26 protein-coding genes and 1 pseudogene are annotated in these 26057 nt (G+C 57.8%); 10 read left to right on the forward strand and 17 right to left on the reverse strand.

The window, feature by feature from the left end; all coding sequences use genetic code 11:
* The first annotated feature begins 15 nt into the window (after window positions 1–15).
* The 4 genes from QMG15_RS03635 to QMG15_RS03650 all read left to right on the forward strand — a co-directional run bounded on the left by QMG15_RS03635 (window position 16) and on the right by QMG15_RS03650 (window position 4138).
* Window positions 16–2166, forward strand: coding sequence for a xanthine dehydrogenase family protein molybdopterin-binding subunit (locus QMG15_RS03635; RefSeq protein ID WP_281789552.1), 2151 nt, complete (start codon window positions 16–18; stop codon window positions 2164–2166).
* Window positions 2167–2175: 9 nt separating this feature from the next.
* Complete coding sequence (locus QMG15_RS03640; protein WP_281789553.1) at window positions 2176–3165, forward strand: XdhC family protein; 990 nt, start codon at window positions 2176–2178, stop codon at window positions 3163–3165.
* Complete coding sequence (locus tag QMG15_RS03645; RefSeq protein ID WP_281789554.1) at window positions 3162–3722, forward strand: nucleotidyltransferase family protein; 561 nt, start codon at window positions 3162–3164, stop codon at window positions 3720–3722. Before QMG15_RS03640 ends, QMG15_RS03645 begins: the two co-directional genes overlap by 4 nt.
* 101 nt (window positions 3723–3823) lie before the next feature.
* Window positions 3824–4138 carry a high-potential iron-sulfur protein gene (locus QMG15_RS03650; RefSeq protein ID WP_281789555.1) on the forward strand — a complete coding sequence of 105 codons (315 nt, stop codon included), beginning with the start codon at window positions 3824–3826 and terminating at the stop codon, window positions 4136–4138.
* Window positions 4139–4220: 82 nt separating this feature from the next.
* On the opposite strand, the gene QMG15_RS03655 is transcribed toward QMG15_RS03650, so the two are convergent.
* The gene (locus tag QMG15_RS03655) at window positions 4221–4994 is read right to left on the reverse strand and encodes an enoyl-CoA hydratase-related protein (RefSeq protein WP_281789556.1); all 774 of its coding nucleotides are present in this window, start codon (window positions 4992–4994) and stop codon (window positions 4221–4223) included.
* A gap of 70 nt (window positions 4995–5064) precedes the next feature.
* Here QMG15_RS03655 and QMG15_RS03660 point away from each other — a divergent pair, with 70 nt between their 5' ends.
* The gene (locus QMG15_RS03660) at window positions 5065–6003 is read left to right on the forward strand and encodes a 2-hydroxyacid dehydrogenase (RefSeq protein WP_281789557.1); all 939 of its coding nucleotides are present in this window, start codon (window positions 5065–5067) and stop codon (window positions 6001–6003) included.
* Window positions 6004–6089: 86 nt separating this feature from the next.
* Here the strand turns inward: QMG15_RS03660 and QMG15_RS03665 are convergent, their stop codons facing one another.
* Both QMG15_RS03665 and QMG15_RS03670 read right to left on the reverse strand, forming a co-directional pair.
* Complete coding sequence (locus QMG15_RS03665; protein WP_281789558.1) at window positions 6090–7952, reverse strand: DEAD/DEAH box helicase; 1863 nt, start codon at window positions 7950–7952, stop codon at window positions 6090–6092.
* A 200-nt stretch (window positions 7953–8152) separates the two neighbouring features.
* Window positions 8153–8593: a hypothetical protein gene (locus QMG15_RS03670; protein ID WP_281789559.1), complete on the reverse strand. Its 441-nt coding sequence runs from the start codon at window positions 8591–8593 to the stop codon at window positions 8153–8155.
* A gap of 172 nt (window positions 8594–8765) precedes the next feature.
* Between QMG15_RS03670 and ettA the strand changes: the two genes are divergently transcribed.
* The 4 genes from ettA to QMG15_RS03690 all read left to right on the forward strand — a co-directional run bounded on the left by ettA (window position 8766) and on the right by QMG15_RS03690 (window position 13384).
* Window positions 8766–10427 carry an energy-dependent translational throttle protein EttA gene (ettA, locus tag QMG15_RS03675; RefSeq protein ID WP_108359156.1) on the forward strand — a complete coding sequence of 554 codons (1662 nt, stop codon included), beginning with the start codon at window positions 8766–8768 and terminating at the stop codon, window positions 10425–10427.
* A gap of 194 nt (window positions 10428–10621) precedes the next feature.
* On the forward strand, window positions 10622–11254 hold the full coding sequence (locus QMG15_RS03680) for a response regulator (RefSeq protein ID WP_281789560.1): 633 nt from the start codon (window positions 10622–10624) through the stop codon (window positions 11252–11254).
* 60 nt (window positions 11255–11314) lie between these two features.
* Window positions 11315–12319 carry an LLM class flavin-dependent oxidoreductase gene (locus tag QMG15_RS03685; protein WP_281789561.1) on the forward strand — a complete coding sequence of 335 codons (1005 nt, stop codon included), beginning with the start codon at window positions 11315–11317 and terminating at the stop codon, window positions 12317–12319.
* Window positions 12320–12343: 24 nt separating this feature from the next.
* A complete protein-coding gene (locus tag QMG15_RS03690) occupies window positions 12344–13384 on the forward strand; it encodes a methionine synthase (protein WP_281789562.1) in 1041 nt (346 codons plus the stop codon).
* A gap of 376 nt (window positions 13385–13760) precedes the next feature.
* Here the strand turns inward: QMG15_RS03690 and QMG15_RS03695 are convergent, their stop codons facing one another.
* The 7 genes and pseudogenes from QMG15_RS03695 to QMG15_RS03725 form a co-directional block, all read right to left on the reverse strand.
* A complete protein-coding gene (locus QMG15_RS03695; RefSeq protein ID WP_281789563.1) occupies window positions 13761–14279 on the reverse strand; it encodes a hemerythrin domain-containing protein in 519 nt (172 codons plus the stop codon).
* Window positions 14280–14377: 98 nt separating this feature from the next.
* Window positions 14378–15709: pseudogene (locus QMG15_RS03700) on the reverse strand (MFS transporter); the annotation flags it as partial.
* A 6-nt stretch (window positions 15710–15715) separates the two neighbouring features.
* The gene (gene bktB, locus QMG15_RS03705) at window positions 15716–16897 is read right to left on the reverse strand and encodes a beta-ketothiolase BktB (protein WP_281789564.1); all 1182 of its coding nucleotides are present in this window, start codon (window positions 16895–16897) and stop codon (window positions 15716–15718) included.
* A 62-nt stretch (window positions 16898–16959) separates the two neighbouring features.
* Window positions 16960–17640, reverse strand: a complete 681-nt coding sequence (locus tag QMG15_RS03710; RefSeq protein ID WP_281789565.1) for an RluA family pseudouridine synthase — start codon at window positions 17638–17640, stop codon at window positions 16960–16962.
* A gap of 12 nt (window positions 17641–17652) precedes the next feature.
* The gene (locus QMG15_RS03715) at window positions 17653–17958 is read right to left on the reverse strand and encodes a 2Fe-2S iron-sulfur cluster-binding protein (protein ID WP_281789566.1); all 306 of its coding nucleotides are present in this window, start codon (window positions 17956–17958) and stop codon (window positions 17653–17655) included.
* 9 nt (window positions 17959–17967) lie between these two features.
* Window positions 17968–18246: a hypothetical protein gene (locus tag QMG15_RS03720; RefSeq protein ID WP_281789567.1), complete on the reverse strand. Its 279-nt coding sequence runs from the start codon at window positions 18244–18246 to the stop codon at window positions 17968–17970.
* Between the two features lie 177 nt (window positions 18247–18423).
* Window positions 18424–18963 carry a pseudouridine synthase gene (locus QMG15_RS03725; protein WP_281789568.1) on the reverse strand — a complete coding sequence of 180 codons (540 nt, stop codon included), beginning with the start codon at window positions 18961–18963 and terminating at the stop codon, window positions 18424–18426.
* Between the two features lie 78 nt (window positions 18964–19041).
* On the opposite strand from QMG15_RS03725, the gene QMG15_RS03730 reads away from it, so the two are divergent.
* A complete protein-coding gene (locus QMG15_RS03730; protein WP_281789569.1) occupies window positions 19042–19734 on the forward strand; it encodes an SOS response-associated peptidase family protein in 693 nt (230 codons plus the stop codon).
* 4 nt (window positions 19735–19738) lie between these two features.
* Here QMG15_RS03730 and QMG15_RS03735 read toward each other — a convergent pair whose 3' ends face one another.
* The 7 genes from QMG15_RS03735 to QMG15_RS03765 form a co-directional block, all read right to left on the reverse strand.
* Complete coding sequence (locus tag QMG15_RS03735; RefSeq protein ID WP_281789570.1) at window positions 19739–20047, reverse strand: helix-turn-helix transcriptional regulator; 309 nt, start codon at window positions 20045–20047, stop codon at window positions 19739–19741.
* Window positions 20040–20312 carry a type II toxin-antitoxin system RelE/ParE family toxin gene (locus QMG15_RS03740; protein ID WP_281789571.1) on the reverse strand — a complete coding sequence of 91 codons (273 nt, stop codon included), beginning with the start codon at window positions 20310–20312 and terminating at the stop codon, window positions 20040–20042. Before QMG15_RS03740 ends, QMG15_RS03735 begins: the two co-directional genes overlap by 8 nt.
* Window positions 20313–20502: 190 nt before the next feature.
* On the reverse strand, window positions 20503–20994 hold the full coding sequence (locus tag QMG15_RS03745; protein WP_281789572.1) for a hypothetical protein: 492 nt from the start codon (window positions 20992–20994) through the stop codon (window positions 20503–20505).
* Between the two features lie 3 nt (window positions 20995–20997).
* Window positions 20998–22830 carry a glutamine--tRNA ligase/YqeY domain fusion protein gene (locus tag QMG15_RS03750; RefSeq protein ID WP_281789573.1) on the reverse strand — a complete coding sequence of 611 codons (1833 nt, stop codon included), beginning with the start codon at window positions 22828–22830 and terminating at the stop codon, window positions 20998–21000.
* Window positions 22831–22858: 28 nt separating this feature from the next.
* A complete protein-coding gene (locus QMG15_RS03755; protein ID WP_281789574.1) occupies window positions 22859–23560 on the reverse strand; it encodes an ABC transporter ATP-binding protein in 702 nt (233 codons plus the stop codon).
* Complete coding sequence (locus QMG15_RS03760) at window positions 23553–24821, reverse strand: FtsX-like permease family protein (RefSeq protein ID WP_281789575.1); 1269 nt, start codon at window positions 24819–24821, stop codon at window positions 23553–23555. Before QMG15_RS03760 ends, QMG15_RS03755 begins: the two co-directional genes overlap by 8 nt.
* Window positions 24818–26050 (reverse strand): efflux RND transporter periplasmic adaptor subunit, encoded by a 1233-nt coding sequence (locus QMG15_RS03765; protein ID WP_281789576.1) that lies wholly within the window; start codon window positions 26048–26050, stop codon window positions 24818–24820. Before QMG15_RS03765 ends, QMG15_RS03760 begins: the two co-directional genes overlap by 4 nt.
* Window positions 26051–26057 lie beyond the last annotated feature (7 nt).

The raw sequence follows: 26057 nt of genomic DNA on the forward strand, positions 1-26057 counted from the left end.
GCACGGAGAATCCACATGACACAGACACACACCTCGCGTCGCTCCTTCCTCCAAGCCTCGGCTGCCGTGACCGGCGGCTTGATGCTCGGCTTTAACCTGCCCGGCACACTTGGCGAAGCCATGGCCGCAGGCACCGTGCACACGCCCAATGCGTGGGTACACATTGCCGACAACAACGTCATCACACTGCTCTCGGCCCGCTCTGAAATGGGCCAAGGCGTGTACACGTCCATGCCCATGTTGATTGCCGAAGAGCTCCATGTCGACATCAGCCAAATCAAAGTGGCTGCAGCACCGCCTGATGCGGTGTATGTCAATGCCTTGTTGGGTGCGCAAATCACAGGCGGTTCCACTTCGGTGCGCGATGGCTGGCTCAAGCTCCGCGTCGCAGGCGCGCAAGTGCGCGAAATGCTGATCACCGCAGCTGCTGCACGTTGGGCGGTGGATCGCGATTTGATCCGCGCTGACAAAGGCATGGTTTATGGCCCGAAGGGCTTGAAGTCCACTTATGGTGAATTGGCCGAAGCTGCAGCTCGCATGCCCGTGCCCGAGAAGCCACCGATGAAAGACCCCAAAGATTTCAAAATCGTGGGCAAGCGCACCAAGCGTGTGGACACACCGGCTAAGGTGAATGGCACGGCAGAGTTCGGCATTGACGTGAAGTTGCCCGGCATGGTGTACGCCTCGCTGGCGCAATGCCCCGTGATTGGCGGCAAGGTCAAGAGCTTTGATGGCGCAAAGGCCAAAGCTTCGGCTGGCGTGATCGACGTGGTGCAAATCAACGACGGCGTGGCTGTGGTCGCCAACAGCTGGTGGCAAGCCAAAAAAGCCCGCGACTTGCTGACCATCCAATGGGACGAGGGCGCAGGTGCGGCCTTGAGCGATGCCAGCGTGATTGACGGCACACGCCAAGCCCTGAAAACCGGCAAAGTGCTGGAAATCACCAAGCCGCAAGGCGATGTGGCTGCCGCCCTCAAAGGGGCTGCCAAAGTGGTGGAAGCCGAGTACGTCATCCCTATGCAGGCGCACGCGCCACTGGAGCCGATGAACTTCACGGCCCATGTGCAAGGCAACAAGGCGTTGCTGATTGGCCCCACGCAGTTCCAACAAGGTGCGCAAGGTGCCGTGGCGGGCGCTTTGGGTTTCAAGCCAGAAGACGTCACATTGCAAACCACCTTCTTGGGCGGTGGCTTTGGCCGTCGCTTGGAGCTGGACTTCATCGTGCAAGCTGCGCAAATTTCAAAGGCCGTGAACAAGCCCGTCAAATTGCTGTGGACCCGCGAAGACGACATGACGCATGACTTCTATCGCCCCGTGGGTGTGAACCAACTCAAAGCCGGTTTGGATGCGTCAGGCAAGCCCGTCGCTTTGCATTTCAAAGTGGCGTCGCAGTCGGTCACGCAACGCGCCTTTGGCTTGCCCAAAGACACGATGGACCCGTTCATGGCTGAAGCTGCTGTGGCCGGCTACAACATTGCCAATACCCAGCACGACTTGGTCATTCACGACACCGGCGTGCGCGTGGGCTACTGGCGTGCGGTGAGTCATAACATGAACGCCTTCGCCAACGAAAGCTTCATGGACGAGCTGGCCAAAGCCGCTGGCAAAGATCCGTATGAATACCGCATGAGCTTGCTCGCCGGTAAACCTCGCTTTGCCCATGTGCTCAAGCTTGCCGCCGACAAAGCCGGCTGGGGCAAGCCACTGGCCAAAGGTCGTGCACTCGGCATCGCTTTGATGGAAGGCTATGACACTTACATGGCCCAGGTGGCCGAGGTGAGCGTGGATGCCAATGGCGAGGTGCAAGTGCATCGCGTGACGGTGGCCGCAGACATGGGCCATATGGTCAACCCCGACACGGTGGAAGCGCAGTTGCAGTCCAGCATCATCTTTGGCATGGGCGCGGCGCTCAAGCACCAAATCACCATGACCCAGGGTCGTGTGCAAGAGACCAACTATCACAACTTCCAGCCTGTGCGCATGCACGAGGTGCCCAAGATTGACATCGTGTTGGTCAAGAGCACAGAGAAGCCTGGCGGTATTGGCGAGCCGGCCACGGCGGTGGTGGCACCCGCCATTGCCAACGCGGTGGCCAAGCTGACAGGCAAACGCGTGCGTCGCTTGCCCATCACGGCCGAGGCGCTCAAGCAAACCGCCGTTGCTTAAAGGCACGACATGGAGAGCTTAGACCTGCGTGTGTTGGGGGACGTGCTGGCTTGGCGTCAAGCTGGGCGGCGCGTCACCTTGGTCACGGTGGTGGAAACGTGGGGCAGTGCCCCGCGCCCACCGGGGGCTTTGCTCGCCGTGCGTGACGATGGTGTGGTCAGTGGCTCGGTGTCGGGTGGTTGCGTTGAAGACGATTTGATTGCCCGCATCAAAGCTGGTGAATACGACGCGCTCACGCACCCGTCCATGGTGGCCTATGGCGTGAGCAAAGAAGAAGCTGCGCGCTTTGGCTTGCCCTGCGGCGGGACGTTACGGTTGGTGCAAGAGCCCGTCAAAGATGTGGCGTGGATTGAAGAGGTGTTACACCGCACGTCTTCGCACCAATTGGTGGCGCGTACTTTGCAGTTGTCGACAGGAGAAGTCACGCTCAGCGAAGCCGCTCGCGGAGATGGTCTGCAGTTCGATGGCCTCACGCTCACCACTTTATTTGGCCCACGCTGGCGCTTGTTGTTGATTGGCGCAGGCCAACTCAGCCAAGCCGTGGCGCACATGGCCAAGTTGCTCGATTTCGAGGTGCTGGTCTGCGATCCACGTGAGGAGTACGCCGCCACTTTGGGCTTGGATGGTGTGACGCGCGTCATGGGCATGCCTGACGATGCGGTGCTAGACCTCAAACCTGACGCACACACCGCCATCGTGGCGCTGACGCACGATTCCAAATTGGACGACATGGCCTTGATGGAGGCTTTGAATTCGGAGGCGTTTTATGTGGGGGCACTCGGCTCACGCCGCAACCAGGCCACGCGCAAACAACGCTTAATGGAACACTTTGACGTGGGTGCAGAGGCCCTTGAGCGATTGCATGGCCCAGTAGGTTTGAACATTGGCGCTAAAACACCCGCAGAAATTGCGGTGTCCATCATTGCGCAAATCGTGCAAATTAAAAACGCGGCAGTGGCTGCGCCTTTGGCGACCGAATCGTCTTGCGTCAAAGCGTGACCTGGTTGCCCACGGTCATCGTCTTGGCGGCCGGCAAGGGTGAGCGCTTCAAGGCGTCTGGCGCTGGTGAAAACAAGCTGCAAGCTTTGTTGTGCGGCCGCTTTGTGCGTGACCATGTGTTGGCTGCCGTGCACGCCAGCGGCTTGCCTTGGCATGTGGTGGAGCGTGGGCACACAGCGCATTTGTCAAATCCAGGCATGGGAGACAGCATTGCCTGCGGTGTGGCAGCCACACAAGGGGCGAAGGGCTGGCTCATATTGCCCGCAGACTTGCCCCTGATTCAAGCTCAAACCTTGCTAACCATCGCCTCGGCCTTGCAGCAACATGAGGTGGTGGCACCGATTTACCAAGGGCAGCAAGGCCATCCTGTGGGTTTTGGTGCGTCGTGTGGTGCGGCTTTGATGGAACTCACGGGTGATCAAGGCGCGCGTGCGGTAGTCTGGCAGCATCCGGTGTTTCGCTTGCCAGTTGACGACGAAGGTTGCGTGCTGGACGTCGACACAGGCGATGCGTTACGTCTTGCCGAGCAAAAACTTCAAAAACGCAGTCAAAACTGAGGGCACTTGATGCGGGTCAAGGGCAACCCCCCGATCAGTCGTTAAGATAACGAATGCCAGCATCTTCTGGCCCAATTGATAACTTTGCCGAGGTGACTTTGATGAACCAACCTACCAACCGTCGCGTATTCATGATGCAAACCATTTCTGTTGCTGGCGTTGCCGCCTTTGCAACAACTGCTGCACAAGCAGCAATGGTGGACGAGAAAGACCCACAAGCCGCTGGCTTGAACTACAAAGCTGACGCCACCAAAGTGGACAAAGCCAAGCAACCCAAATACGCTGCGGGTCAACAGTGCAGCAACTGCGCGTTGTTCCAAGGCAAAGCGGCTGACGCTGCTGGTGGTTGCCCCTTGTTTGCTGGCAAGCAAGTGGCTGGCAAAGGCTGGTGCTCGGCTTACGCCAAGAAGGCTTAATTTCAGCCGGGGCTCCCCTTGTTAGGGGCCAAAACAAAATGGGAGCCTTTGGGCTCCCATTTTTTATGCCAAGCACCAACTTTCAAGTGCCCGTGAATTTGGGGGCACGTCGCTCAGCAAAAGCAGCACGGCCTTCTGCAAAGTCGTGGCTGTACACCGATTGGCGTGAACGTTCTTTGAGCGCGGGTTCGTTGTACAAACCAGCCGCTATGTCGTTCAAACTTTTTTTGGTGGTCTGTAGCGCCAAAGGTGCCATGCCACACACAGTGCGCACCGTTGTCTCAAGTGCGGCCTCAAACGCCTCGGCTTCAACAAGTGCTTCAAACAGCCCTAGCGTTTCTAAGTCTTCAAACGCCATAGATCGCCCCAGCAAGAAAGCCCGCTTGGTGGCTTGTAGACCCAAGCGGCTCACATAGCGTCGCAGGCCGCTGGGGTAGTAGTGCAAGCCCAGCGCGCAAGCCGGCATGCGCCAAGACAAACCGCGTTGCGCCACAATGAAATCACAGGCCAACACCAAGTCTGTCGCGCCGCCATACACGCTGCCGTTTAATGCACAGATCGTCACAGGCCGCAGGCGTTCCAAAGCCTCTGGAATTTTTTCAAAGAACAAAGGGGCCATGGGGTCGTTGTCAAACCCGCCCACGTTGTAGCCCGCGCTGAACACCGCTTGTTTTTGTCCTGTGGTCTCTGCGCGCAAGACCACCACTTGCACGGCCATATTGCGGTTGAGTGTCTCAAAGTGGGCCAGCAGCGCCTTGAGGTCTTCGTCGGTCAAGCTGTTGCGTAACGAGGGACGGCGCAGGGTGAGGGTGGCGGTTGCGCCTTCGATGGTGAGAGTGGGGGAGCCTTCAGTCATAGCCTGTCATGTTAGCCAATCAGCGGGTAGAGTAGGGCTCATAAAAAAGAACAAGCTGGAGGATTCCGCCATGGCTCAAGAAATCATGCAAGTGTCACCCTTGCCGCCGTTCATGATGAACGCGCTGCAAGAAGAAAACTACATCGTGCACGACCACACCCACATCAAAGACCCAGGTGCTTTGAGTAAGGTGACCGCGTTGGTCGGTACGGGTGCGGCGATGGTGGACAAAAAATTGCTGAGCATGTTGCCCAACGTCAAACTGATTGCCATTTGTGGCGTCGGCTACGACGGTGTGGACGTGTTTGCAGCCAAAGAGAAAGGCATTGTTGTCACCCACACGCCAGGCGTGTTGACCGACGATGTGGCTGATCTGGCGATGGGCTTGGTGTTGTCGATTGGCCGCCGTATTCCGCAAGCCGACCGGTTTGTGCGCAATGGTGATTGGGTGAGCGACACCTTTCCCCTGACCCGCAAAGTGACGGGCGCGCGCGTGGGCATTGTGGGCATGGGGCGCATTGGCCGCGCCATTGCCAAGCGCGCAGCTGGGTTTGACATGCGCATCTCGTACACGGGACGGGAAGCCAAAGCCGATGTGCCCTACACCTTTTACAAAACCGTGACGGCCTTGGCCGCTGAAGTGGACTACCTTGTGGTGGCGGTGCCCGGTGGCGACAAAACCAAGAATCTGATCAGCGCAGCGGTACTGCAAGCCTTGGGCCCCAAAGGTTATTTGATCAACATCGCGCGCGGCTCGGTGGTCGATCAACCGGCGTTGGTGCAGGCTTTGAAAGAGAAAAATTTGGCCGGAGCCGCTTTGGATGTGTTTTGGGATGAGCCGGTGGTAGACCCTGAGTTGCGCCGCATGCACAACGTGGTGCTTACCCCGCACATGGCCAGCTCAACCGAGGAGACGCGCCGCGCCATGGCCGCCTTGACAATGGACAACTTGCGTGCCTTTTACGAGAAGAAGGCTTTGCCAACGCCTGTGCCCGAGTGTCAAGGTTGATGCCATTCAACGACCACAAAAAAGCCCGCTGATGAGCGGGCTTTTTTGTGCTTCTCGCCATTCAAGGCGAGAGGGGCTAAGTGTGCTTAGCGTGCGTAACCGCCGCCACCACCACCAAAGCCACCGCCTGAACGGCCACCACCACCAGAGCGATTGCCACCACCGCCACCACCACCTGAACGGCGGCCGTAGCCACCGCCACCACCACCGCCGCGTTTGCGTTCGGTCATGAGGTCCACGCTGGTGCGTGTGGGGTCAGGTTGACGTTGACCGCCACCTTGTGTTTTGTGGCCAAAGGCGTTCACGCCGCTTTGGGTGCCCAAGTGCGCGTTGGCGCGGGGCTGGAACTCGTCGTCGTCGCGACGTGGGGCGCGGGGCGCATCGAAATCACGCGGTGGGCGTGGTGCATCGTTGCGTGGGCCACGGTTGTCGAATTGACGGGGTGGACGAGCACCTTGACCTTGTGGGCGATTGCCATCACGTGCAGGACGCTCGCCGCTGCGTGGGGGCCGGTCACCGAATTGGGCGCGTTCACCATCGCGCGCGGGGCGATCACCCACGCGGTCACGGCTCACATGGCCGCTGGGGCGTGGGGCACGACCTTCTGCGCCGCCACCACCTTGTCCACCACGACCGCCACCACCATTGCGACCGCCGCCAGCAGCTTTGGTATCGCGAATGCGTTGCATCATTTCGCCGCGCGCAGCCTTCGCTGCTGCTGCCATGACGTCACGGCCTGGTGGCTTGCCTAAGCCACCCCACAGGGTTTGACGGCCCATGGCGATAGGCTCGGCTTTTTCGTCCGCATCTGGGCCAAAGCCTTCAACGGCCACCACAGGCACTTGTTGTTTGGTGAAGATTTCAATGTCACGCATGAAACCTTGTTCGTCCAACGACACCAAGCTCACGGCTTCGCCGCTTGAACCAGCACGGCCTGTGCGGCCAATGCGGTGCACATAGTCTTCGCTGATGTTGGGGATTTCGTAGTTGACCACGTGTGGCAACTCGTCAATGTCAATGCCGCGTGCCGCGATGTCGGTGGCCACCAAGGCTCGGATTTCGCCGGTCTTGAAGCCTGACAACGCTTGTGTACGTGCGGTTTGGCTCTTGTTGCCGTGCAGCGCCATGGCGCTGATGCCGTTCTTGGTCAAGAACTCGGCCACGTTGTTGGCGCCAAACTTGGTGCGTGTGAACACCAGCACCTGGCTCCAGTTGTGCTCGTTGATGATGTGTGCGAGCAAAGCCTTTTTCTTGCCACGGCCCACAGGGTGAACCACTTGCGTGATGCGTTGCACCGTGGTGTTGCTGGGCGTGACTTGGATGCTTTGTGGGTCTTTGAGCAAGTTGTTGGCCAGCTCGCGAATTTCGTCGCTGAAGGTGGCAGAGAACAACAAGCTTTGTTTGTCTTTGGGCACCAACGCCAAGATTTTCTTGACGTCGTGGATGAAGCCCATGTCCAACATGCGGTCGGCTTCGTCGAGTACCAAGATTTCCACGGTCGACAAATCAAGCAGGCCTTGCTGTTGCAAGTCGAGCAGGCGGCCAGGGGTGGCCACCAAAATGTCCACGCCTTTTTTGATGCGAGCCACTTGCGGGTTCATGCCCACGCCGCCAAAGATGACGGTGGAGGTCAGCTGCAGGTATTTGCCGTAGTTGCGCACCGACTCTTCCACTTGGGCCGCGAGTTCGCGGGTGGGGGTCAGCACCAAGGCGCGCACGCCGTACACGCCAAATTTGTTTTCTTTGCTGCGGCTCATGGTGAGCTTGTGCAGCATGGGCAGGGTGAAGGCTGCTGTTTTACCGGTGCCGGTTTGGGCGCCTGCCAACAAGTCGTGGCCAGCGAGGACCGCTGGAATGGCTTGGGCTTGGATGGGGGTGGGGGTTTCGTAGCCCTGTTCGGCCACAGCTTTTTGGATGGCCGGAGCCAAATTTAAATCTTCAAATTTCATGATGGAGCGCTTTATGTCAGCGCATGACACCAACCCGCTTGGCCCGAAGGCCACCCAGTCAAAGGTCGGCAATATTTACAGGTGAGCTCTAGAAATCACAAACAGAAGTGTTTGGAACCAGCTCCAGCAGAAGTGCTGATGTTGCGGCAACTGGCGGCGGCAACGGATCAGATTGTCGCACGGATCTGACAAATTTTATTTTACGATTTTTTACAGGTATCCGACTTGAGCGCTTCCAGTGCTGCGGCCATGTCTTTGACATTCAAAGCCAGTTCGACAGGTTTGTCGCTGGTTGTTTGTCCTTGAATTCGAATCTTTAAATCGTTCGCGGCCAATGCGCCCATGTTGCGGATACGAATGCATTTGCAGGCCGTATCGGTCAGGTTAACGCGGCTCATAGGCACCACGGTTTGGTCGTTCACTGAGACAACGTAGCTTTTGAGATCAGACGTTTCTTTTGTCGTGATGGTCAACTTCTGAGCCATCAGTTCCAAGCCAGGATTTGCAAGGTTTTGAGCCACGCATTTGTTATCTTGGTCTTTTTGAAACTTCCAACTTGTGGGTTGATTGCCTTGGGCGCTCACGAAAGTAGAAACAAGTCCTAAAAGACAAATGAGTTGAATTGCCAGTTTTTTAAGCATATTGGGCTCTGAAATAAGGTAGCAAATTGTATTCTCATATTCATAAAGATAAAAATTGTTGTTTTGTGTATTTATTTTTTATTGAGTTGGTTTTTGACCCTGCTTTTTGGGGGTATCGCTCAGCCGAGGATAATGAGAGGTTTATTGCATTCGCTACCCGAAAGAAAACCAAATGGCTCAGTACGTATTTAGTATGAACCGCGTCGGCAAGATCGTGCCGCCCAAGCGTCAGATCTTGAAAGACATTTCTCTGTCCTTCTTCCCCGGAGCCAAGATTGGCGTGCTGGGCACCAACGGCTCGGGCAAGTCCACCTTGCTCAAGATCATGGCCGGTATTGACACCGAGATCGAAGGCGAAGCTATTCCAATGTCTGGTCTGAAGATCGGATATTTGCCTCAAGAGCCCCAGCTCAATGCCGAGCACACCGTGCGCGAAGCCGTCGAAAGCGGCATGGGCGACATCAAGGCCGCACAAGCCCGCCTTGAAGAGGTGTACGCCGCCTACGCCGAAGAAGACGCTGACTTTGACGCTTTGGCCGCTGAACAAGCCCAACTCGAAGCCATCATCGCCACCGCTGGCGATGCCTCGGATCACCAACTCGAAATCGCGGCTGACGCGCTGCGCTTGCCCGCTTGGGACGCCATCATTGGCAAGTTGTCCGGTGGTGAAAAACGCCGCGTGGCTCTGTGCCGTTTGCTGCTGTCCAAGCCCGACATGCTGTTGCTCGACGAACCCACCAACCACTTGGACGCCGAATCGGTGGACTGGTTGGAACAGTTTTTGGCCCGCTTCTCAGGCACCGTGGTGGCGATCACCCATGACCGTTACTTCTTGGACAACGCCGCCGAGTGGATTTTGGAACTCGACCGTGGCCACGGCATTCCCTACAAGGGCAACTACTCCACCTGGTTGGAGCAAAAAGAAGCCCGTTTGGCTACCGAGCAGCGCACCGAAGACGCACGCTCCAAGGCCATGAAGAAAGAATTGGAGTGGGCTCGTTCCAACCCCAAAGGCCGTCAAGCCAAGAGCAAGGCGCGTTTGGCCCGCTTTGAAGAGTTGTCTGATCACGAATACCAAAAGCGCAACGAAACCCAGGAAATTTTCATTCCTGTGGCCGAGCGTTTGGGCCACGAAGTGTTCGAGTTCAAGAACGTCAGCAAGTCGTTTGGCGACCGTGTGTTGATCGACAACCTCAGCTTCACCGTGCCTGCTGGCGCGATTGTGGGCATCATCGGCCCCAACGGCGCTGGTAAGTCAACCTTGTTCAAGTTGATCGCAGGCAAAGAGCAGCCCGATACAGGCGAAGTCAAGATCGGTCAAACCGTGAAGATGGCCTTTGTGGACCAAAGCCGCGACGACCTGAACGATGACAAAACCGTGTGGGAAGACATCTCCGGTGGTTTGGACATCATGAACGTCGGCAAGTTCCAAATGCCAAGCCGTGCGTATTGCGGCCGTTTCAACTTCAACGGCGGCGACCAGCAAAAGAAAGTCGGCATGTTGTCCGGCGGTGAGCGTGGTCGCTTGCACTTGGCCAAGACCTTGATCGAAGGCGGTAACGTGTTGCTGCTGGACGAACCATCGAACGACTTGGACGTGGAAACCTTGCGCGCCTTGGAAGATGCGCTCTTGGAGTTCGCGGGCTCCGTCATGGTGATTAGCCATGACCGCTGGTTCCTCGACCGCATTGCCACCCACATCTTGGCCGCTGAAGGCGACAGCCAATGGGTGTTCTTCGACGGCAACTACCAAGAGTACGAAGCCGACAAGAAGAAGCGTTTGGGTGAAGAAGGTGCCAAGCCAAAGCGCGTGCGCTTCAAGGCCTTGAAGTAATTTTTCCGCTTTGTGAAAGCCCAGCCACCTCACGGTGTCTGGGCTTTTTTATTTGGGTGCGAGTTTCTGATCGATTGATCTTCGCGTCATCGTTTTTATTACTTTGATAGGTTTAACTGAATATATAATTGCATACAAATGGTTGCATTTTTGTGCGACTTTACTCAGATTAGTTAAGAGAATAGGAACTTTCAATGAATATGCCCCCCTCTAAAGAGCCTTATGACGGTTATTGCGGTACCAGCTACGCCGCCAAAATGTTGGGCATCTCCGTCGGCACCGTACAAGGATTGGTTGAGAAAAGCGATTTGAAAGCGTGGAAAACCCAAGGTGGTCACCGTCGCATTTCATTGCAGTCGATCCATGACTACCAACGCCGTCACAACTTGGCACCCGCCTCCATGATGCTGGGCGAAGACCGCCTGCGCGTGCTGGTCGTGGAAGATGACGAAAGCACACGTTTGATGCTGCAAACTAATTTCGACCAATGGGGCTTGCCTTTAGATGTGGTCATGTATGCATCTGCCATGGAGGCTTTGCTGGATATGCCCAGCATGCAGCCGCAAGTGCTGTTGACCGATTTGATGATGCCTAATGTGGACGGCTTTGAGTTTTTAAAAACCTTGAGCACACATAACCTGTTTAGCAATTTGGCGGTCGTGGTCATGACGGGGTTGAGCCCGGAAGATGTGCGAGCCAAAGGCGGCCTGCCTGATGGGGTGCAGTTGTTGCAAAAACCCATTGACATGGACTGGTTGCATGGCTTCCTTGACGCTCTGATGTCTGTGCGTCAAATCAACCGCCGTTCGCGTGCACAGCCTGCGTAAACCGTGTGGCTTGGTGCCTGCGTGACAGCGCAGGGCGGCAGAGCCAGTTAAGCTCTGTCCGTGCTCAAACTATCTGTCCTCGATCAATCCGTTGCTGCCGCTGGCCGAAGCCAAGACGCCGCTATTCGTCAAACCTTGGCTCTCGCCCCTCAGTGCGAGGCTTGGGGCTATCACCGTTTTTGGGTGAGCGAACACCACAGCCATCCCAGCATTGTGGGCACCGCGCCCGAGGTGTTGATGGCGGCCATTGCCGCACGCACCACCCGCATTCGACTGGGCAGTGCGGGCGTCATGCTGCCGCATTACGCGCCCCTCAAGGTTGCTGAACAATTCCGTGTGCTCGATGCTCTGGCCCCTGGTCGCATTGACTTGGGCGTGGGCCGTGCGCCCGGCAGCGATGGCCGCACAGCACAACTGCTCAACCCCGATCGCCACGCCTCAGAGAACTTCCCACAACAAGTGATGGAGCTGCAAGCTTGGGTCACGGGCGAGCCCATTCCCGCAGGCCATCCCGGCCACGGCGTGTATGCCTACCCCAGCGGCGCCACCTCCCCCGATGTGTGGATGTTGGGCAGCTCGGACTACGGCGCACAGCTTGCCGCGCATTTGGGGCTGCCGTACGCCTTTGCCTACTTCATCACCGAAGGGCAGGGCGTGGACAACGCTTTCAACCTGTACCGCGCCAACTACCGCCCCAACGAACGCAACCCCAAGCCGCGTGCCACCGTGTGCGTGTGGGCCTTGGCGGCTGACACCGAAGACGAAGCTTGGCATTTGTTTCAAAGCCGCGCCCGTTGGAAGATGGACCGCAACACGGGCCGTATCGGCGCTTTGTTGCCTCCCGACCAAGCCGTGCGCGACTACAACGCCTCCGAACAAGTGGCCATGGCCGAGTTGCGCGCGGGCGCTCTCGTGGGCAGTGCGCCACAAGTGGCAGACAAGTTGCGCAAGCTCGCCGAGCGTTTGCAGCTCGACGAAGTGGTCATCATCACCTGGACGCACGACGCCGCAGCCCAGGCCCGCTCGTATGAGCTGTTGGCCAAAGAGTTTTCGTTAACACCTTAAAACCAAATCACCGGAGACCCACCCATGTTTTCAACTGCAATCGCAGGCAGCTTGCCCAAACCCGAATGGTTGGCCGAGACCCACAAGCTCTGGCCTAAGTGGCAAGCCGAGGGGGACGCGCTTTTGCAAGCCAAAGCCGACGCCACGCTGCTGTGGATCAAGGCACAAGAAGATGCGGGCTTGGATGTGATTGGCGACGGCGAGCAATCGCGCCAACACTTTGTGCATGGCTTTTTGGAGCAGGTCGAAGGCATCGACTTTGAGAACAAAGTCACCATGGGCATTCGCAACAACCGTTATGACGCGCAAGTGCCGCAAGTGATTGCGCCTTTGAAGTTGAAAGGCCGTGTGCATGCGTTTGAAGCGCAGTTGGCCCGCGCCCACACGAAGAAAAAACTCAAGTTCACCTTGCCCGGCCCCATGACCATCGTCGACACCGTGGCCGACCGTTTCTACGGCAAGGGCAAAGACCCCGTGCAAGGCCGCATCGACATGGCATTTGCCTTTGCCGAATTGCTCAACCAAGAAGCCTTGGCCCTGCAAGCTGACGGCGTGGACATCATTCAGTTTGACGAACCCGCGTTCAACGTGTACCTCGACGAGGCCGCAGACTGGGGTGTCAAAGCGCTAGAGCGCGCCGCGCAAGGTTTGACCTGCACCACCGCCGTTCACATTTGTTACGGCTACGGCATCGAGGCCAACAACAACTGGAAGAAGACCTTGGGCGACGAGTGGCGTCAATACGAAAAAGTGTTGCCAGCTTTGGCCAAGAGCAGCATCCAGCAAGTGAGCCTCGAGTGTTACCACTCACATGTGCCGCCTGAGATGATGGCGTTGCTGGAAGGCAAAGACGTGATGGTGGGGGTGATTGATGTGGCCAGCGATGTGATTGAAACGCCGGAGCAAATTGCCGACACGATTGGCATGGCTTTGAAGTACGTGCCTAAGAACCGTTTGATTGCTTGCACCAACTGTGGTTTGGCGCCGATGAGCCGTGAGGTGGCGGTGAAGAAGCTGGAGGCTTTGGCGGCTGGGGCTGCGTTGGCTCGTACGCGTTACGCTTGAGCTTCTTTGCTTTTGCTCGGGAGGCGAGGGGTTTGGGCACCTGTTTACACTCATGTCCCCCGATTCAGGCAAAGCCTGAATCTCCTCCTTGACTTCGCTACAACAGATACCCAAACCCCTCTCGTCGCGCACGAAGATGCTTGCTTGCTTGCCTTCGGCTTTGCAAGCTTTAAAAGTCACGGCTTTGTAACCAAGGTCTCTGCGGCAAGCATTCGCACGCAAACCCAAAGGCTCATGCAGCTTGGGTGTCTTGTGAAGCGAAGTCAAGGAGGAGAGAGGCGCACAGCGCCTCTCGGGGGACATGAGCGTAACAAGGCGCCCAAGTTGCATGGGCCGTCTCAAGCCAAAGAGGCAACAGAGCGAACTAAAAGGCCAGTTAAGCGCACCCACCATCACCACAGCTACCGCTGCCGTGAATCTCATCTTCAGGCAAAGCCTCAGGCGCAGTGACGATGCCAGTCACAGCGTCATAGCCCACACGGCGCAGATGCAAGGCCAAAGCCGCATCCATGGTTTGGGCGTGTTGAGGGAACCAAATGCCCAGCTCGTGTGCCATTTGGCGCATCACGGCCATGTCGCCTTTTTCGCGGCCACGGCGCAAGCCTTCGCGCATGACTTCTAACACCACGTTGTGTTGCATGGTGTGGCAGTTGCTGGATGAAAACTTGGTGTCTTTCATCCACTTGTCTTCACCACCAAAGTGGTCTTCGGTGTGTTCAATCAACGCTGCGAAGCGCTCAGCCAAGGTGTCGTCGTCAGCCAGTTCTGTCGCGGCCAGCAGGTCGACAAACTCACGGTGCGTGTCGTCCATGAAGTCCAGCTCTAAGGACAAAGCGTCAGACCAAGCGAGGGTGACTTCGCGGGTGGGCAATGTGGCGGTGAGTGTGTCGGACATAGGAACTTTCGAATAGAACGGCAAGACGTTTTGACTTTGTAGGTGCAGAGCTTAATTCTAAGAAGCTGGCGCACCCTTGCGCTGGGTCAAACCCCGCGCAGCCAAGCGGCAAATCGGCGCAAATAACTGGGTTCGGCCACGAAGATGGCCAGCGTGACCGCCGCATTGGCCACGCCTGTCCAGAAGAAGATGTCGGGGATGGTCATGCCCGCACTCAGCATGGCGCCTGCGATGAGTGAGCTGGCAATCATGAACAACGCGTTGATGATGTTGTTGGCCGCGATGATGCGCGCCACTTCGTGGGACTTGCTCTCGATTTGAATCAGCGCATACATGGGCACGCTGTAAATGCCAGTGAACAGGCTGAGCAACAACAAGTCGGCCATGATGCGCCAATGCTGGCTGTGTGCCATGAACATTTGAATGCCCATCAACGGCACATCGGGCAGTTGGTTAGAGGCCATGAACAGGTCCATCGCAAACAGCGTCATGCCTATTGCACCCAAAGGCGCTAAGCCAATTTCCACGCGGCCGCGGCTGAGGTATTCGCACAAGAGAGAACCGGCACCAATGCCCACCGAAAACAGCACCAACAAAAGCGAAGCCACTTGCGCGTCACCGTGCAGCACTTCTTTGGCAAAGCTAGGAAACTGGCTCAAAAAGACCGCACCAAAAAACCACATCCAGCTGATGCCCAGCAGGGTTTGAAACACTTTGGCGTTGGCGCGCGCCAGACCCAAGTTGTGTAGCGTTTCGGTGATGGGGTTCCAGTTGATGGTTTGCTCGGGGTGGGTTGGGCTGAGCGGGGGAATGCGTCCGCTCATCCAGCGGCCAAACACCGCCACGGCCACGCAAGCCACAGCGACTGTGGCATGGCCAATGTCAGGCACGGCCACCAACAAACCACCCGCCACATTGCCCAACAAAATGGCCACAAAGGTGCCCATCTCGGTCATGCCATTGCCGCCCGTGAGTTCGTGCTCATCCAGCACGCGTGGCAAATACGAATACTTCACAGGCCCAAACACGGTGGAGTGCAAGCCCATCAAAAACGTGCACGCCAGCAACACGGCGGCTTGCTCCGTCATAAAGCCCACAGCAGCGAGCGCCATGATGCCAATTTCACAGTTTTTGACCCACCGCATGATGACGGGGTGTGCGTACTTTTCGGCCAGCTGACCACTGGTGGCCGAGAACAACAAATAGGGAAGGATGAACAGTGCCCCAATCACCAAGCCCGCTAAGGAGACGGGCAACCAGCTCACGCTGAGCTGGTAGGTCACCATCACGGTGAAGGCGAACTTGAACAGGTTGTCGTTCGCCGCACCGCAAAACTGCGTCCAGAAAAACGGCCCAAACCGACGTTGATTTAAGAGTGCGAACTGGTTGGCTTCGCGTTGGATAAAACTGTCGTTGGTTGGGCGGTTCATTGAGGATTAAAGACGCTCAAAAATAGCAGCGATGCCTTGGCCGCCACCAATACACATGGTGACCAAAGCGTACTTGCCGTTGATGCGTTGCAGTTCGTACAGGGCCTTGACTGTAATCAAAGCACCGGTCGCACCGATGGGGTGACCCAAAGAAATGCCAGAACCGTTGGGGTTCACTTTGGCAGGGTCCAGGCCCAACTCTTTGCTCACGGCGCAGGCTTGTGCGGCAAAGGCTTCGTTGGCTTCAATCACGTCCATGTCGTTGGTGGTGAGGCCGGCCTTTTGCAGCGCGAGGCGTGATGCTGACACAGGGCCCATGCCCATGATTTTTGGGTCGAGGCCGGTGTGAGCGTAAGACACCAAACGTGCGAGTGGCTTTGCACCACGGGCTTGCGCTGCTTTGGCTTCCATCAACACCACAGCCGCAGCCGCGTCGTTGATGCCCGATGCGTTACCCGCGGTGACCGTGCCGTTTTCTTTGATGAACACGGGCTTGAGTTTGGTCATGTCTTCCAACTTGCAGTTGGGGCGGAAGTGCTCGTCGGTGGCATAAGCCACATCGCCTTTTTTGCTCTTGAGCATCACAGGCACGATTTGGTCTTTGAAGTAGCCTGCTTCGGTGGCGCGTTGGGCGCGGTTGTGGCTTTCGACCGCCGCAGCGTCTTGCATGTCGCGGGTGATGCCAAATTTAGCAGCCACGTTTTCAGCGGTCACGCCCATGTGGATGTTTTGGAAGGGGTCGTGCAAAGCGCCCACCACCATGTCGACCATCTTGGTGTCGCCCATGCGTGCGCCCCAGCGAGCGCTGAGAGAAGCGTAAGGGCCACGGCTCATGTTTTCAGCGCCGCCGCCAATGGCGATGTCGCAGTCACCCAGCATGATGGACTGGCTGGCACTCACGATGGCTTGCAAGCCCGAACCGCACAAACGGTTCACGTTGAAAGCGGGCGTGTCTTCGGCGCAGCCGCCGTTGATGGCTGCCACGCGAGACAGGTACATGTCTTTGGGTTCGGTGTTCACCACATGGCCAAACACGACATGGCCTACGTCTTTGCCGTCGATGTGGGCACGGGCCAAGGACTCGCGCACCACTTGGGCCGCCAACTCGGTGGGGGGAATGTCTTTCAGGCTACCGCCGTAGGTACCAATGGCTGTACGAACACCGCTGACCACAACTACTTCACGCATTTTTGTCTCCAGTTATAAAAGTTAGAACCAAATGAGTTTGCGCCGCTTTTGCTACAGATCTCTTACGGCTGAACGCTTAAAACATAGGGGTTTACCGCAGACCACGGCACAGGCGCTGAAAAGGCCAGGGGTTTTTCGCTAAACGGGTGCGGAAAACCAATGTCCTGCGCGTGCAGCATCAGACGCGGCGTGAGCGCCAAGATGTCGGGCGGCGCATAGAGCGAGTCGCCCAGCATGGGGTGCCCTAGGCTTTGCATGTGCACACGCAGCTGGTGGGTACGGCCCGTGAAGGGCTCTAGCTCAATCAAGCTGGCGGTGTCGCCCGCTTGCACCATGCGCCACAGGCTCAGGCTGGGCTTGCCGTCGGGGTGAATGATGTGAATGGGGCGGCGTTCCCAGTCGAGCATGATGTTGCCTTCAATGGCACGCCAGCCTTCTTCGTTGGTGGGCACGTGCGCTTGGGTGAGCAGCGGGTTGCCCGCCACCACCGCCATGTAGCGCTTGCTTACCTGACGGGTTTCAAACAAACGGCTGATGCGGCGCTGCGACTCAATGCCGCGCGCCATCACGATGAGGCCCGAGGTGTCTTGGTCCAGGCGGTGCACCACCAGTGCGTCGGTGTAAATGTCTTGCACGCGCTTGGACAAGCAGTCCTGCTTCTCAGGCCCACGGCCCGGCACAGACAGCAGTCCGCTGGGTTTTTCGAATACCAGCAGGTGTTCGTCTTCGTAAATCGGGTTCATGTGTGAGTGGGTTTATGTGGCGCGTGCCTGTGTTTGCTCCAGCACCACATCTGTGGTGGGGCGCGCCACGCAGGGCAGCACATAGCCCTCGGCTTTTTCTTCGGCGCTCAGGCCCGGCCACTCAATGGTGTACGTCACTTCTCCGCTCACCAGACGGCACACGCAGGTGCGGCACGTGCCATTGCGGCAAGAGCTGGGCAGCTCGATGCGTGACAGCTCGGCGGCTTCGAGCAGGGTGAGGTCACCCTCGACGTCGTATTGCAGGCCAGCGGGCGCCACCTTGACGGTGAAGATTTGAAAATTCTCTGGGGCAGTCATGCTTAGTGGTTAATTCGATGCAGTCAATTTCGCTTCGGCTTTGTCCAGCACCAGCGCAAGGTTGTCTAGCAAATCGGTTTGGCTGAAAGAGCAGCTTTCTTCCGAGAACAAGGCGCTCGATTCCAGCCGATCCACCAGCCCTAGCCACACCTCTTCAAACTGAGGCGGCAGGGCTTTGAACAAAGCTTGCTGCGCGCGCGCCGTTTGCACAAACGCACGGTCTGTAGCGGCATCGTTGCGCAGGGCCGCGAGTGCCGTGCGAAGTGTGGCGATAGCGGCGACAGGCATTACTTGTTCTTGATCTTGCCGCGTGGAGCGACGTAAGTGGTGGGTGGGTTGGGACGATCCGAGGTGGAGGTCTTGGGAGGTGACGTGTCCTTTTTAGGCTTCTTTGTCATTTTGTTGCTGTGTTGTTCGCCTTTGGCCATATCACCTTCGTTGTAGTTATCTCGGATTGAGATGGGGTCATGGTAATTCAGTCTCTTGCCAGGTACCCAGCGGCAAATCTTGCACGTTGTAGGGGCCGATGTTTGTGCGTATCAAACGCAGCGTGGGCAGGCCCACGGCGGCGGTCATGCGGCGCACTTGGCGGTTGCGGCCTTCGCGGATGGTGAGCTCTATCCACGAGGTGGACTTGGTCTGTCGCACGCGAATGGGTGGGTCGCGCTCCCACAGGTACACGGGGGCTTCTGCGGCGCGTGCGCGAGCGGGCAGCGTCATGCCGTCGTTGAGCATCACGCCGTTGGCGAGGGCTTGCAGCGCGGCCTCATCGGCCACGCCTTCGACTTGTGCGAGGTAGGTTTTCTCCATCTTGAAACGCGGGTCGGCAATGCGGGCTTGCAGCTGGCCATCGTCGGTGAGCAGCAGCAGGCCTTCGCTGTCGGCGTCTAAGCGGCCTGCCACGTACACGCCGGGCAGGTTGATGAAATCTTTCAGGCCACGCCATTTCCCCTCGGGGGTGAACTGGCTGAGCACGCCGTAGGGCTTGTTAAAACGAATCAGCATGGGACATGAAAAGCGAACGAAGGCTAGAGCGTATCAGCCTCGGGGCTGTGCTTTGGTGCACGCGGCTACCATGGACGCATGACTGCCCATTTTGAAAGCGTGCAAAACGCCGCGATGTACCCCGATGCCTTTGATGTGGCAGCCCCCGAAATTGCCTTTGAACGCGACCTGTGGCCGCGCAAGCTGGGCGTGTTTGTGCGCAATGCGCCTGCGGCTGAAGGTGCTGCAACTGATTCCCCGCCTGATGAAAAGGCGCTGATAGCGCCGGTGCGCGAACTGGCTGTAGGCCAATTTGGCTTTGTGCCGCAGTGGGTCAAGTCGGCATCCGATGCCAAGCTGCGTTCCACCAAGATGGTCAATGCCCGCTCGGAAACCGTCACCACGTCCAACAACTTTCGCGATGCGTGGCTGGCAGGCCAGCGCTGCATCGTGCCCATGATGGCGTTTTTTGAAGACGACTGGCGCAGTGGCAAAGCCGTGCCCACGCGCATCACCCGTGTGGACGGCAAGCCCATGGGCGTGGCGGGCATTTGGGAGCGTTGGGCCAAAGACGGTGCAGAAATCATCAGCTTCACGCTGCTGACCGTCAACGCCAACAGCCACGCCTTGCTGCACCGCTACCAACAAAACGGCAATGAAAAACGCATGCCCGTCATCTTGGGCGAGGGCGCGTATGACGCGTGGCTCAATACCAAGCCTGAGAAAGCGCGTGAATTTATGCGCGCTTACTCGGCGCAGTTGTTGACGGCCAATCCGGTCGAGAAAAAGTAAGCCGTTAAACCATCTGCACCACCAGCTTTTTGCCGCAGGCTTGTGCGTACTTGCGCAGCGTGGCAAAAGAGGGTGAGTGTTTTTCGCTGCGCAGCGACGATTCAAGCCGAGAAATAGCCGACACCGTGGTGCCCATGCGCGCAGCCACATCGGCTTGAGTGAGGCCCGCAGCCAAACGCGCATCGAGCATGGCGTGCAGCGTGGAATATTCCTCTTCCAGCGCGTCATAGGCTTTCTTCACGCCAGGCTTGGCAAGCAATGCCTTTTTAAAAGCCGCATCATGCGGCACGGGTTTGTATCCGTTGTTAGCCATGTTGCACATCCTTTAATCGTTTGCGTGCCACGCGCATTTCTGCGTCTGGTGTTTCTTGTGTTTTCTTCACGAACGAGTGCAGCACCACAATGGTCTTGCCCACTTGCGTGCAATAAAACACCCGCCCAATTCCTTCTGGCCCTTTCGGGCGCAGCTCAAACAAACCGCCGCCCATCGCGCGTGAGTGCGGCATGCGAAGGTCTGCGCCGTAGAGTGCCATCGCTTCGGTCAGTCGCAGATAGTCAGCCGCGATGCCCGCTGGCATGGCCCATACATCGCGCTGAACACGGTCGTTGTAATAGGTGATTTGCCAGTTTGAGGTTTGTGAGATGTTAGCATATTTGCTAATATGATCTAGTGCTCTGGGTCTTGAAGTCATGCAAGCTTTTTAGCTTTGCATGGCTATGCGCTGTTTGTTTGTGGCTTGAGCTTTGTTTAAGTGGCAATCAGTAATGCTAATTTTGAATGTAATGAAGCATGTCAATGATGCTGCTTGCAGCAGAAGAACTTTGTGATTTGGTTTCTTGCTGCAAATCTAATAGGACTTGCTTGTAGGGAATTAGTGAAACGCCTAAATCTTTCATGTAATCAAGCTCAGTTGCATCTCTAACGACACCATGAACCAGTACGTATCGCCAGCTCGCATCAGGAACAATGACATTTCGGCGTGTCACTTTTTTCTCTGAGGTGAATTTCTTTTCAACCCAAGCCTGAATACCTTCTTGTATTTCAATAGAACTTCGTTTTCTAGCGCTTGAATCTCCACCGATATATCCAATCGGGCGATAACTGATTTGCACCTCAACATGCCAAAACTCATTGCCTGATGGCGATGAGCGAACGCCAAGCAAATCAATTTCATCAACACCTTGTTTGATACCGCGCATGGTGAAGAAGTTCTGACGGTTAAGCCATTCTTCAACCAACTGTTCGTCAAGGATTGCCATTGCTTACTTCGCCCAAGTGTCCTTGAGCCCCGTGATCTTGTTAAACACCAACTTACCCCCCGCATGGTCCACGCGGTCGGTCACAAAGTAGCCGTGGCGTTCAAACTGAAAGTGCGCACCTGCGGGCACGTGGGCCAGCGAAGGCTCCACATACGCGGTCACCACTTTCAGGCTGTCGGGGTTGAGGGCGGTTAGGAAATCTTTGCCGCCTGCGTCGGGTTGAGCGTCGGTGAACAAGCGGTCATACAAACGCACTTCTGCTTGCAGGCCATCGTTCACGCCCACCCAGGTGATGGCGGCACTGGCCTTGACGGTGGCGCTGCCTGGGGTGCCGCTCTTGGTGTCGGGGATGACAGTGGCTTGGACTTCTGTGATGTTGCCAGCCGCGTCTTTCGTGCAGCCCGTGCACTCGATGACGTAGCCGCCTTTGAGACGAACCTTGTTGCCAGGGTAGAGACGTTTGTAGCCTTTGGGTGGCACTTCGGCGAAGTCGTCACGCTCAATCCACACTTCTTTGCCAATTTTGAAATGGCGCGTAGGAACTTCAGCGCCTTCGTCAGCGTGAGGCAATGCAGCTTGTGTGCAAGGCTCTAGGTGGCCCGCACCCATCACCTCGTCCCAGTTGGTGAGCACAAGTTTGACGGGGTCCAGCACAGCCATGGCGCGGTGTGCGGTGTTTTCCAGGTCTTCGCGCAGGCAGCCTTCGAGTGTGCTGTAGTCGATCCAGCTGTCGCTCTTGGTCACGCCAATGCGGTCGGCAAACAGGCGCAGGCTTGTCGGGGTGTAGCCACGGCGGCGCAGGCCCACGATGGTGGGCATGCGGGGGTCGTCCCAGCCGCTGACTTTGCCTTCGTTCACCAGTTGCGCCAGCTTGCGTTTGCTGGTGATGACGTAAGTGAGGTTGAGGCGCGAAAACTCATATTGCTTAGGCGAAGGCGCGGCCAGCAGTTTGCATTCGCACAGGCGTTCCATCAGCCAGTCGTAGAACGGGCGCTGATCTTCAAATTCCAGTGTGCAGATGCTGTGGGTGATTTGCTCCAGCGCGTCTTCGATGGGGTGGGCAAAGGTGTACATCGGGTAGATGCACCATGTGTCGCCCGTGTGGTGGTGGGTGGCGCGGCGGATGCGGTAGATGGCCGGGTCGCGCAGGTTGATGTTGGGCGAGGCCATGTCGATCTTGGCGCGCAGCACGGCAGCGCCGTCGGCCAACTTGCCATCGCGCATTTCGCGAAAGCGTGCGAGGTTTTCAGCCGATGTGCGTGAGCGGAATGGGCTGTCTACGCCGGGTTTGCCAAAGTCGCCCCGGTTGGCGCGCATGTCTTCGGCGCTTTGTTCGTCCACGTAGGCGTGGCCGGCTTCTATCAGCGCCTCGGCGGCGCGGTACATGAAGTCGAAGTAGTCGCTGGCCTGGTAGGGAGCGGCGCTGCAGTCCTCGGATGCGGCTGCGCCTTGGGCTTGCCCCAGCTGCGCCCAGCTAAAGCCGAGCCATTTCACGGCGTCGATGATGCTGTTGACGTATTCGGTGTCTTCTTTTTCGGGGTTGGTGTCGTCAAAGCGCAGGTGGCAGACGCCGCCGTATTCCTTGGCCAGACCGAAATTGATGCAGATGCTTTTGGCGTGGCCGACGTGCAGGTAGCCGTTGGGCTCGGGCGGAAAGCGGGTGCGGATCTTGGCCGGGTCGGGCTCGCCCGCAGCGTGGTGCGCGGCGTCGCCGGGGCTGCCTGCCCAGCGGCGGCTGGCGTAGGTGCCTTGGGCCAAATCGTTGTCGATGATTTGGCGCAAAAAGTTGCTGGGCTTGTGGTCTTGTTCTGTCGCAGTGGGGGCGGGTTTCGTCATGCCGTGATTTTAGGCGGGGCCAGTGGCCTTAAATCACCCGTCCGTCCACCACCTGAATGGTTTTGTCACAACGCGTCGCCAACTCGGGGTTGTGGGTCACAAATAGAACCGTCGTGCCTTGTTCGCGGCTGACGCGGCGCAGCAGGTCAAACACGGCATCGGCGCTTTTGCTGTCTAGGTTGCCGGTGGGTTCATCGGCCAGCAGCAGGGCGGGGTTCATGGCCAGTGCGCGAGCCACAGCCACACGTTGCTGTTGGCCGCCCGACAAGCTGCCGGAGGGCTGGTTGGCAAAAGCACTCAGGCCCACGCTGTCCAGCAGTTCGGCGGCGCGGGCTTCGATGCTGGCATTGGGAAAGCCTGCTGCACCCAGCAAAGGCATCATCACGTTTTCAAGCGCAGTGAAAGCGTTGAGCAAGTGGTGGTGTTGAAACACAAACCCAATTGCATGGCCGCGCAAGCGGGTGAGGGCTTGGTCGTCCAGCCCCGTGGTTTCTTCCCCGGTGATGGCCAGTTGGCCGTGGGTTGGGCGATCGAGCAAGCCGATGATGTTGAGCAAGGTGCTTTTGCCAGAGCCCGAGGGGCCCATCACGGCACAAAATTCGCCGCGAAACAAGCTGAAGTTGATGTGATGCAGGATTTCAATTTCATTGGGCAACCCCACATTGAATGACTTGCAAACATCTTGCAGGTGCACCACTCGGGGGGCGGAAGACGTGTTGGGTTTATCCACGGATGGCACTCACAGGGTCAAGTCGGGCGGCGCGCATGGCTGGGGCAAACGAGGCGATCAGCCCCGTGGCGGTGGCCAGCAACAAGGCCATGGCAAACATCAAAGGCTCAAAGCTCACGGCAAACATCACCGTGCCATCGGGGTTGCGTTGGGCTTGCTGCCAAACCACAAGCCCCGCCGAGCCCAGCGCCGAACCTGCCAGCGCACCCCCAAAGCCAAGCAGCCCGCCTTGCAGCAAAAAGATGCGCAGGATTTGTTCACGCGTGATGCCCATGGCGCGCAAGATGCCAATCTCACGCGACTTTTGAACCACAGACACCACCAACACACTGGCAATGCCAAACGCCACCGACAAACCCACAAACACGCGAATGGCTGTGTTGGCGGTGGTTTGTGCGCTGATGGCGGTGAAAAACTGCTCGTTGGTTTTGATCCAGCTGTCCGCGTCGACGCCTGTGAGTTGGGTGATGCGGTGCGCCACCAACTCTGCGCCGTACACATCGTGCACGGTGACATCCAAGGTCGACACGCCACCTGGAAGTCCCAGCAAACTTTGCGCGGAGCGCAGCGCCATCATCGTGGTGCGTGCGTTGGCCGGTTTGTTGCCCAGGTCAAAAATGCCGGTGATGGTCAGCGTGTTGGCGTGGCCGCTGGCTGAGGTGACACGCAGCTTGTCGCCCACCGAGACGCCCAAATCGTTGGCCAACTCGGTGCCGATCAAGATGTCGTTGATGGTGATGCGTGCTGTGCCGCGCACTATTTTTTCTGGCATGGGCACGATGCGAAAGTACAGCTCGGGCTCAATGCCCACCACGTTGATGGCGCGGCTGGCCTCGCCCCGCACCACCAAGGCCGAGCCGTTGGCAGCGGGCGAGACCACGTTCACCTCGGGCAGCGCACGTATTTGCGCGGCCACGCTTTGCCATTGGTCAATGCTTTTGAGCCGTTGCAGCGGCGGCTGCACGATGCTGCCTTCGACGGTCAAAGGGTCTGCCCCGCGCAGCGCGCGTGCCGTTTCTTTGGGAGGCAGCAGTTGGATGTGGGCTTGGCCCGTCAACACACGTTTCACAAAGTTGGTTTGCAAGCCGCTGAGCAAGGCCGACATGAAAACGATCACGCCCACGCCAATGGCCACACCGCCGATGATGAAAATGGTTTGCACACGACCTTCGCGTAAAAAACGCAGCGCCACCAGCCATTCAAACGGCATCCAGCGAGGCAGCGGCTGGATGGCGGGTGGTGTGCGTGTGCCGTCGCTCATTTCGCCACAAGGTTGGAGACAGGCCGCACGCGGGCTTTGTCGTTCACCGGTAGAGCCGCCGTGGCCAACACTTGGTCATTGGCGGCCAGCCCCTCCAGCACTTCGCACATGCCTTGGCTGCGTAGGCCAAGGCGGATAGGCGTGCGAATCGCTTTGCCGCTGACCACCTTCATCACCCAAGGTTCAGGGCTGTCTAAGTTATGGACGGCTTCGGTGGGCACCAGCACGGCTTGGCTGCGCTTGGCGACTTCGATGTCTACCGACACCGTCATGTCTTGTCGCACATACGCGGGTGGCTGGGACACGCGCAGCTTGACTTCCACAGAGCCGCGTTGCGCATCTACGCCGGGGTTGATGTACATCAGCTCGGCGGTGAAGCGTTGATCGGGGTACGCATCGGACGACACCGAGGCGGTTTGCCCCACTTTGAGCAAGTTCAAATGCTTCTCATCAATCTGCACGACCACCTGCGTTTCACCCTCGGGCGAGAGCACCATCAACACCTTGCCTGCTTGCACGGCATCGCCAGGCTCGACGTTGCGCGCAATCAGTGTGCCCGCAGCTGGCGCCAACACTTGGCTGTAGCGAAGCCGTGCGCGTGCCAGCTCGGCACCCGCTTGGGCTTGTGACAAAGCGGTCTCTGCCACGGCCATGTCGCTGCCACCCGCACGCGTGCTGCTGAGTTGTTGCTGGGTGATTTTGAGTTGTGAGCGCATCACCTGTTCGGCACGCGTGGCCTCATCCAAGGCGGCTTGACCGATGAAGCCTTTGCTGAACAACTCTTGCGTGCGTTGCAAGGCGCGCGCAGCGGTGTCTTGGTTGACTTGTGCTTGGCGCATGGTTTGCTCGGCCAATGGGGCTTGCACTTCGCGCAACTGGCGCAGCTTGGCTTGGGCTTGGGCCACGGCTGACTCGGCTTGCCGCGCATTGGCCACCAGCTCTGCGTCTTCCAGCTGAATCAACGGTTGTGCTGCCGTCACTGTTTGGCCTTCGTTCACAGGCACGGCCTTGACGGTGCCGGTGATTTGCACGCCCAAATCCACGCGGTGTGGGCTTTCGATGTGGCCGCTGGCCACCACGGTTTGCACAAAATCGCGTTGCACCACCACTGCCACAGGCGTTTTCGGCCCCAGCCAGAAGTTCAGCCCTAGCCAAACGGCCAAGCCTAAAACGGTGCAGGCGATGAGAATTTGGGTGCGGTAAGCGCGTAGGTTTTGTATCAAAGACATAGCAAAA

It is taken from the genome of Limnohabitans sp. INBF002, assembly GCF_027924905.1.
In the GTDB taxonomy this organism is placed as follows: domain Bacteria; phylum Pseudomonadota; class Gammaproteobacteria; order Burkholderiales; family Burkholderiaceae_C; genus Limnohabitans.

Bases quoted from the DNA above. Each gene is read 5' to 3' on its own strand.
- QMG15_RS03735 (WP_281789570.1), bottom strand. From the start codon at position 20,047: ATGGCTAACAACGGATACAAACCCGTGCCGCATGATGCGGCTTTTAAA.
- QMG15_RS03635 (WP_281789552.1), top strand. From the start codon at position 16: ATGACACAGACACACACCTCGCGTCGCTCCTTCCTCCAAGCCTCGGCT.
- bktB (WP_281789564.1), bottom strand. From the start codon at position 16,897: ATGCGTGAAGTAGTTGTGGTCAGCGGTGTTCGTACAGCCATTGGTACC.
- QMG15_RS03740 (WP_281789571.1), bottom strand. From the start codon at position 20,312: ATGCCAGCGGGCATCGCGGCTGACTATCTGCGACTGACCGAAGCGATG.
- QMG15_RS03660 (WP_281789557.1), top strand. From the start codon at position 5,065: ATGGCTCAAGAAATCATGCAAGTGTCACCCTTGCCGCCGTTCATGATG.
- QMG15_RS03665 (WP_281789558.1), bottom strand. From the start codon at position 7,952: ATGAAATTTGAAGATTTAAATTTGGCTCCGGCCATCCAAAAAGCTGTG.
- QMG15_RS03670 (WP_281789559.1), bottom strand. From the start codon at position 8,593: ATGCTTAAAAAACTGGCAATTCAACTCATTTGTCTTTTAGGACTTGTT.
- QMG15_RS03720 (WP_281789567.1), bottom strand. From the start codon at position 18,246: ATGCCTGTCGCCGCTATCGCCACACTTCGCACGGCACTCGCGGCCCTG.
- QMG15_RS03650 (WP_281789555.1), top strand. From the start codon at position 3,824: ATGAACCAACCTACCAACCGTCGCGTATTCATGATGCAAACCATTTCT.
- QMG15_RS03745 (WP_281789572.1), bottom strand. From the start codon at position 20,994: ATGGCAATCCTTGACGAACAGTTGGTTGAAGAATGGCTTAACCGTCAG.
- QMG15_RS03715 (WP_281789566.1), bottom strand. From the start codon at position 17,958: ATGACTGCCCCAGAGAATTTTCAAATCTTCACCGTCAAGGTGGCGCCC.
- QMG15_RS03725 (WP_281789568.1), bottom strand. From the start codon at position 18,963: ATGCTGATTCGTTTTAACAAGCCCTACGGCGTGCTCAGCCAGTTCACC.
- QMG15_RS03690 (WP_281789562.1), top strand. From the start codon at position 12,344: ATGTTTTCAACTGCAATCGCAGGCAGCTTGCCCAAACCCGAATGGTTG.
- QMG15_RS03730 (WP_281789569.1), top strand. From the start codon at position 19,042: ATGACTGCCCATTTTGAAAGCGTGCAAAACGCCGCGATGTACCCCGAT.
- QMG15_RS03695 (WP_281789563.1), bottom strand. From the start codon at position 14,279: ATGTCCGACACACTCACCGCCACATTGCCCACCCGCGAAGTCACCCTC.
- QMG15_RS03655 (WP_281789556.1), bottom strand. From the start codon at position 4,994: ATGACTGAAGGCTCCCCCACTCTCACCATCGAAGGCGCAACCGCCACC.
- QMG15_RS03680 (WP_281789560.1), top strand. From the start codon at position 10,622: ATGAATATGCCCCCCTCTAAAGAGCCTTATGACGGTTATTGCGGTACC.
- QMG15_RS03710 (WP_281789565.1), bottom strand. From the start codon at position 17,640: ATGAACCCGATTTACGAAGACGAACACCTGCTGGTATTCGAAAAACCC.
- QMG15_RS03640 (WP_281789553.1), top strand. From the start codon at position 2,176: ATGGAGAGCTTAGACCTGCGTGTGTTGGGGGACGTGCTGGCTTGGCGT.
- ettA (WP_108359156.1), top strand. From the start codon at position 8,766: ATGGCTCAGTACGTATTTAGTATGAACCGCGTCGGCAAGATCGTGCCG.
- QMG15_RS03760 (WP_281789575.1), bottom strand. From the start codon at position 24,821: ATGAGCGACGGCACACGCACACCACCCGCCATCCAGCCGCTGCCTCGC.
- QMG15_RS03750 (WP_281789573.1), bottom strand. From the start codon at position 22,830: ATGACGAAACCCGCCCCCACTGCGACAGAACAAGACCACAAGCCCAGC.
- QMG15_RS03765 (WP_281789576.1), bottom strand. From the start codon at position 26,050: ATGTCTTTGATACAAAACCTACGCGCTTACCGCACCCAAATTCTCATC.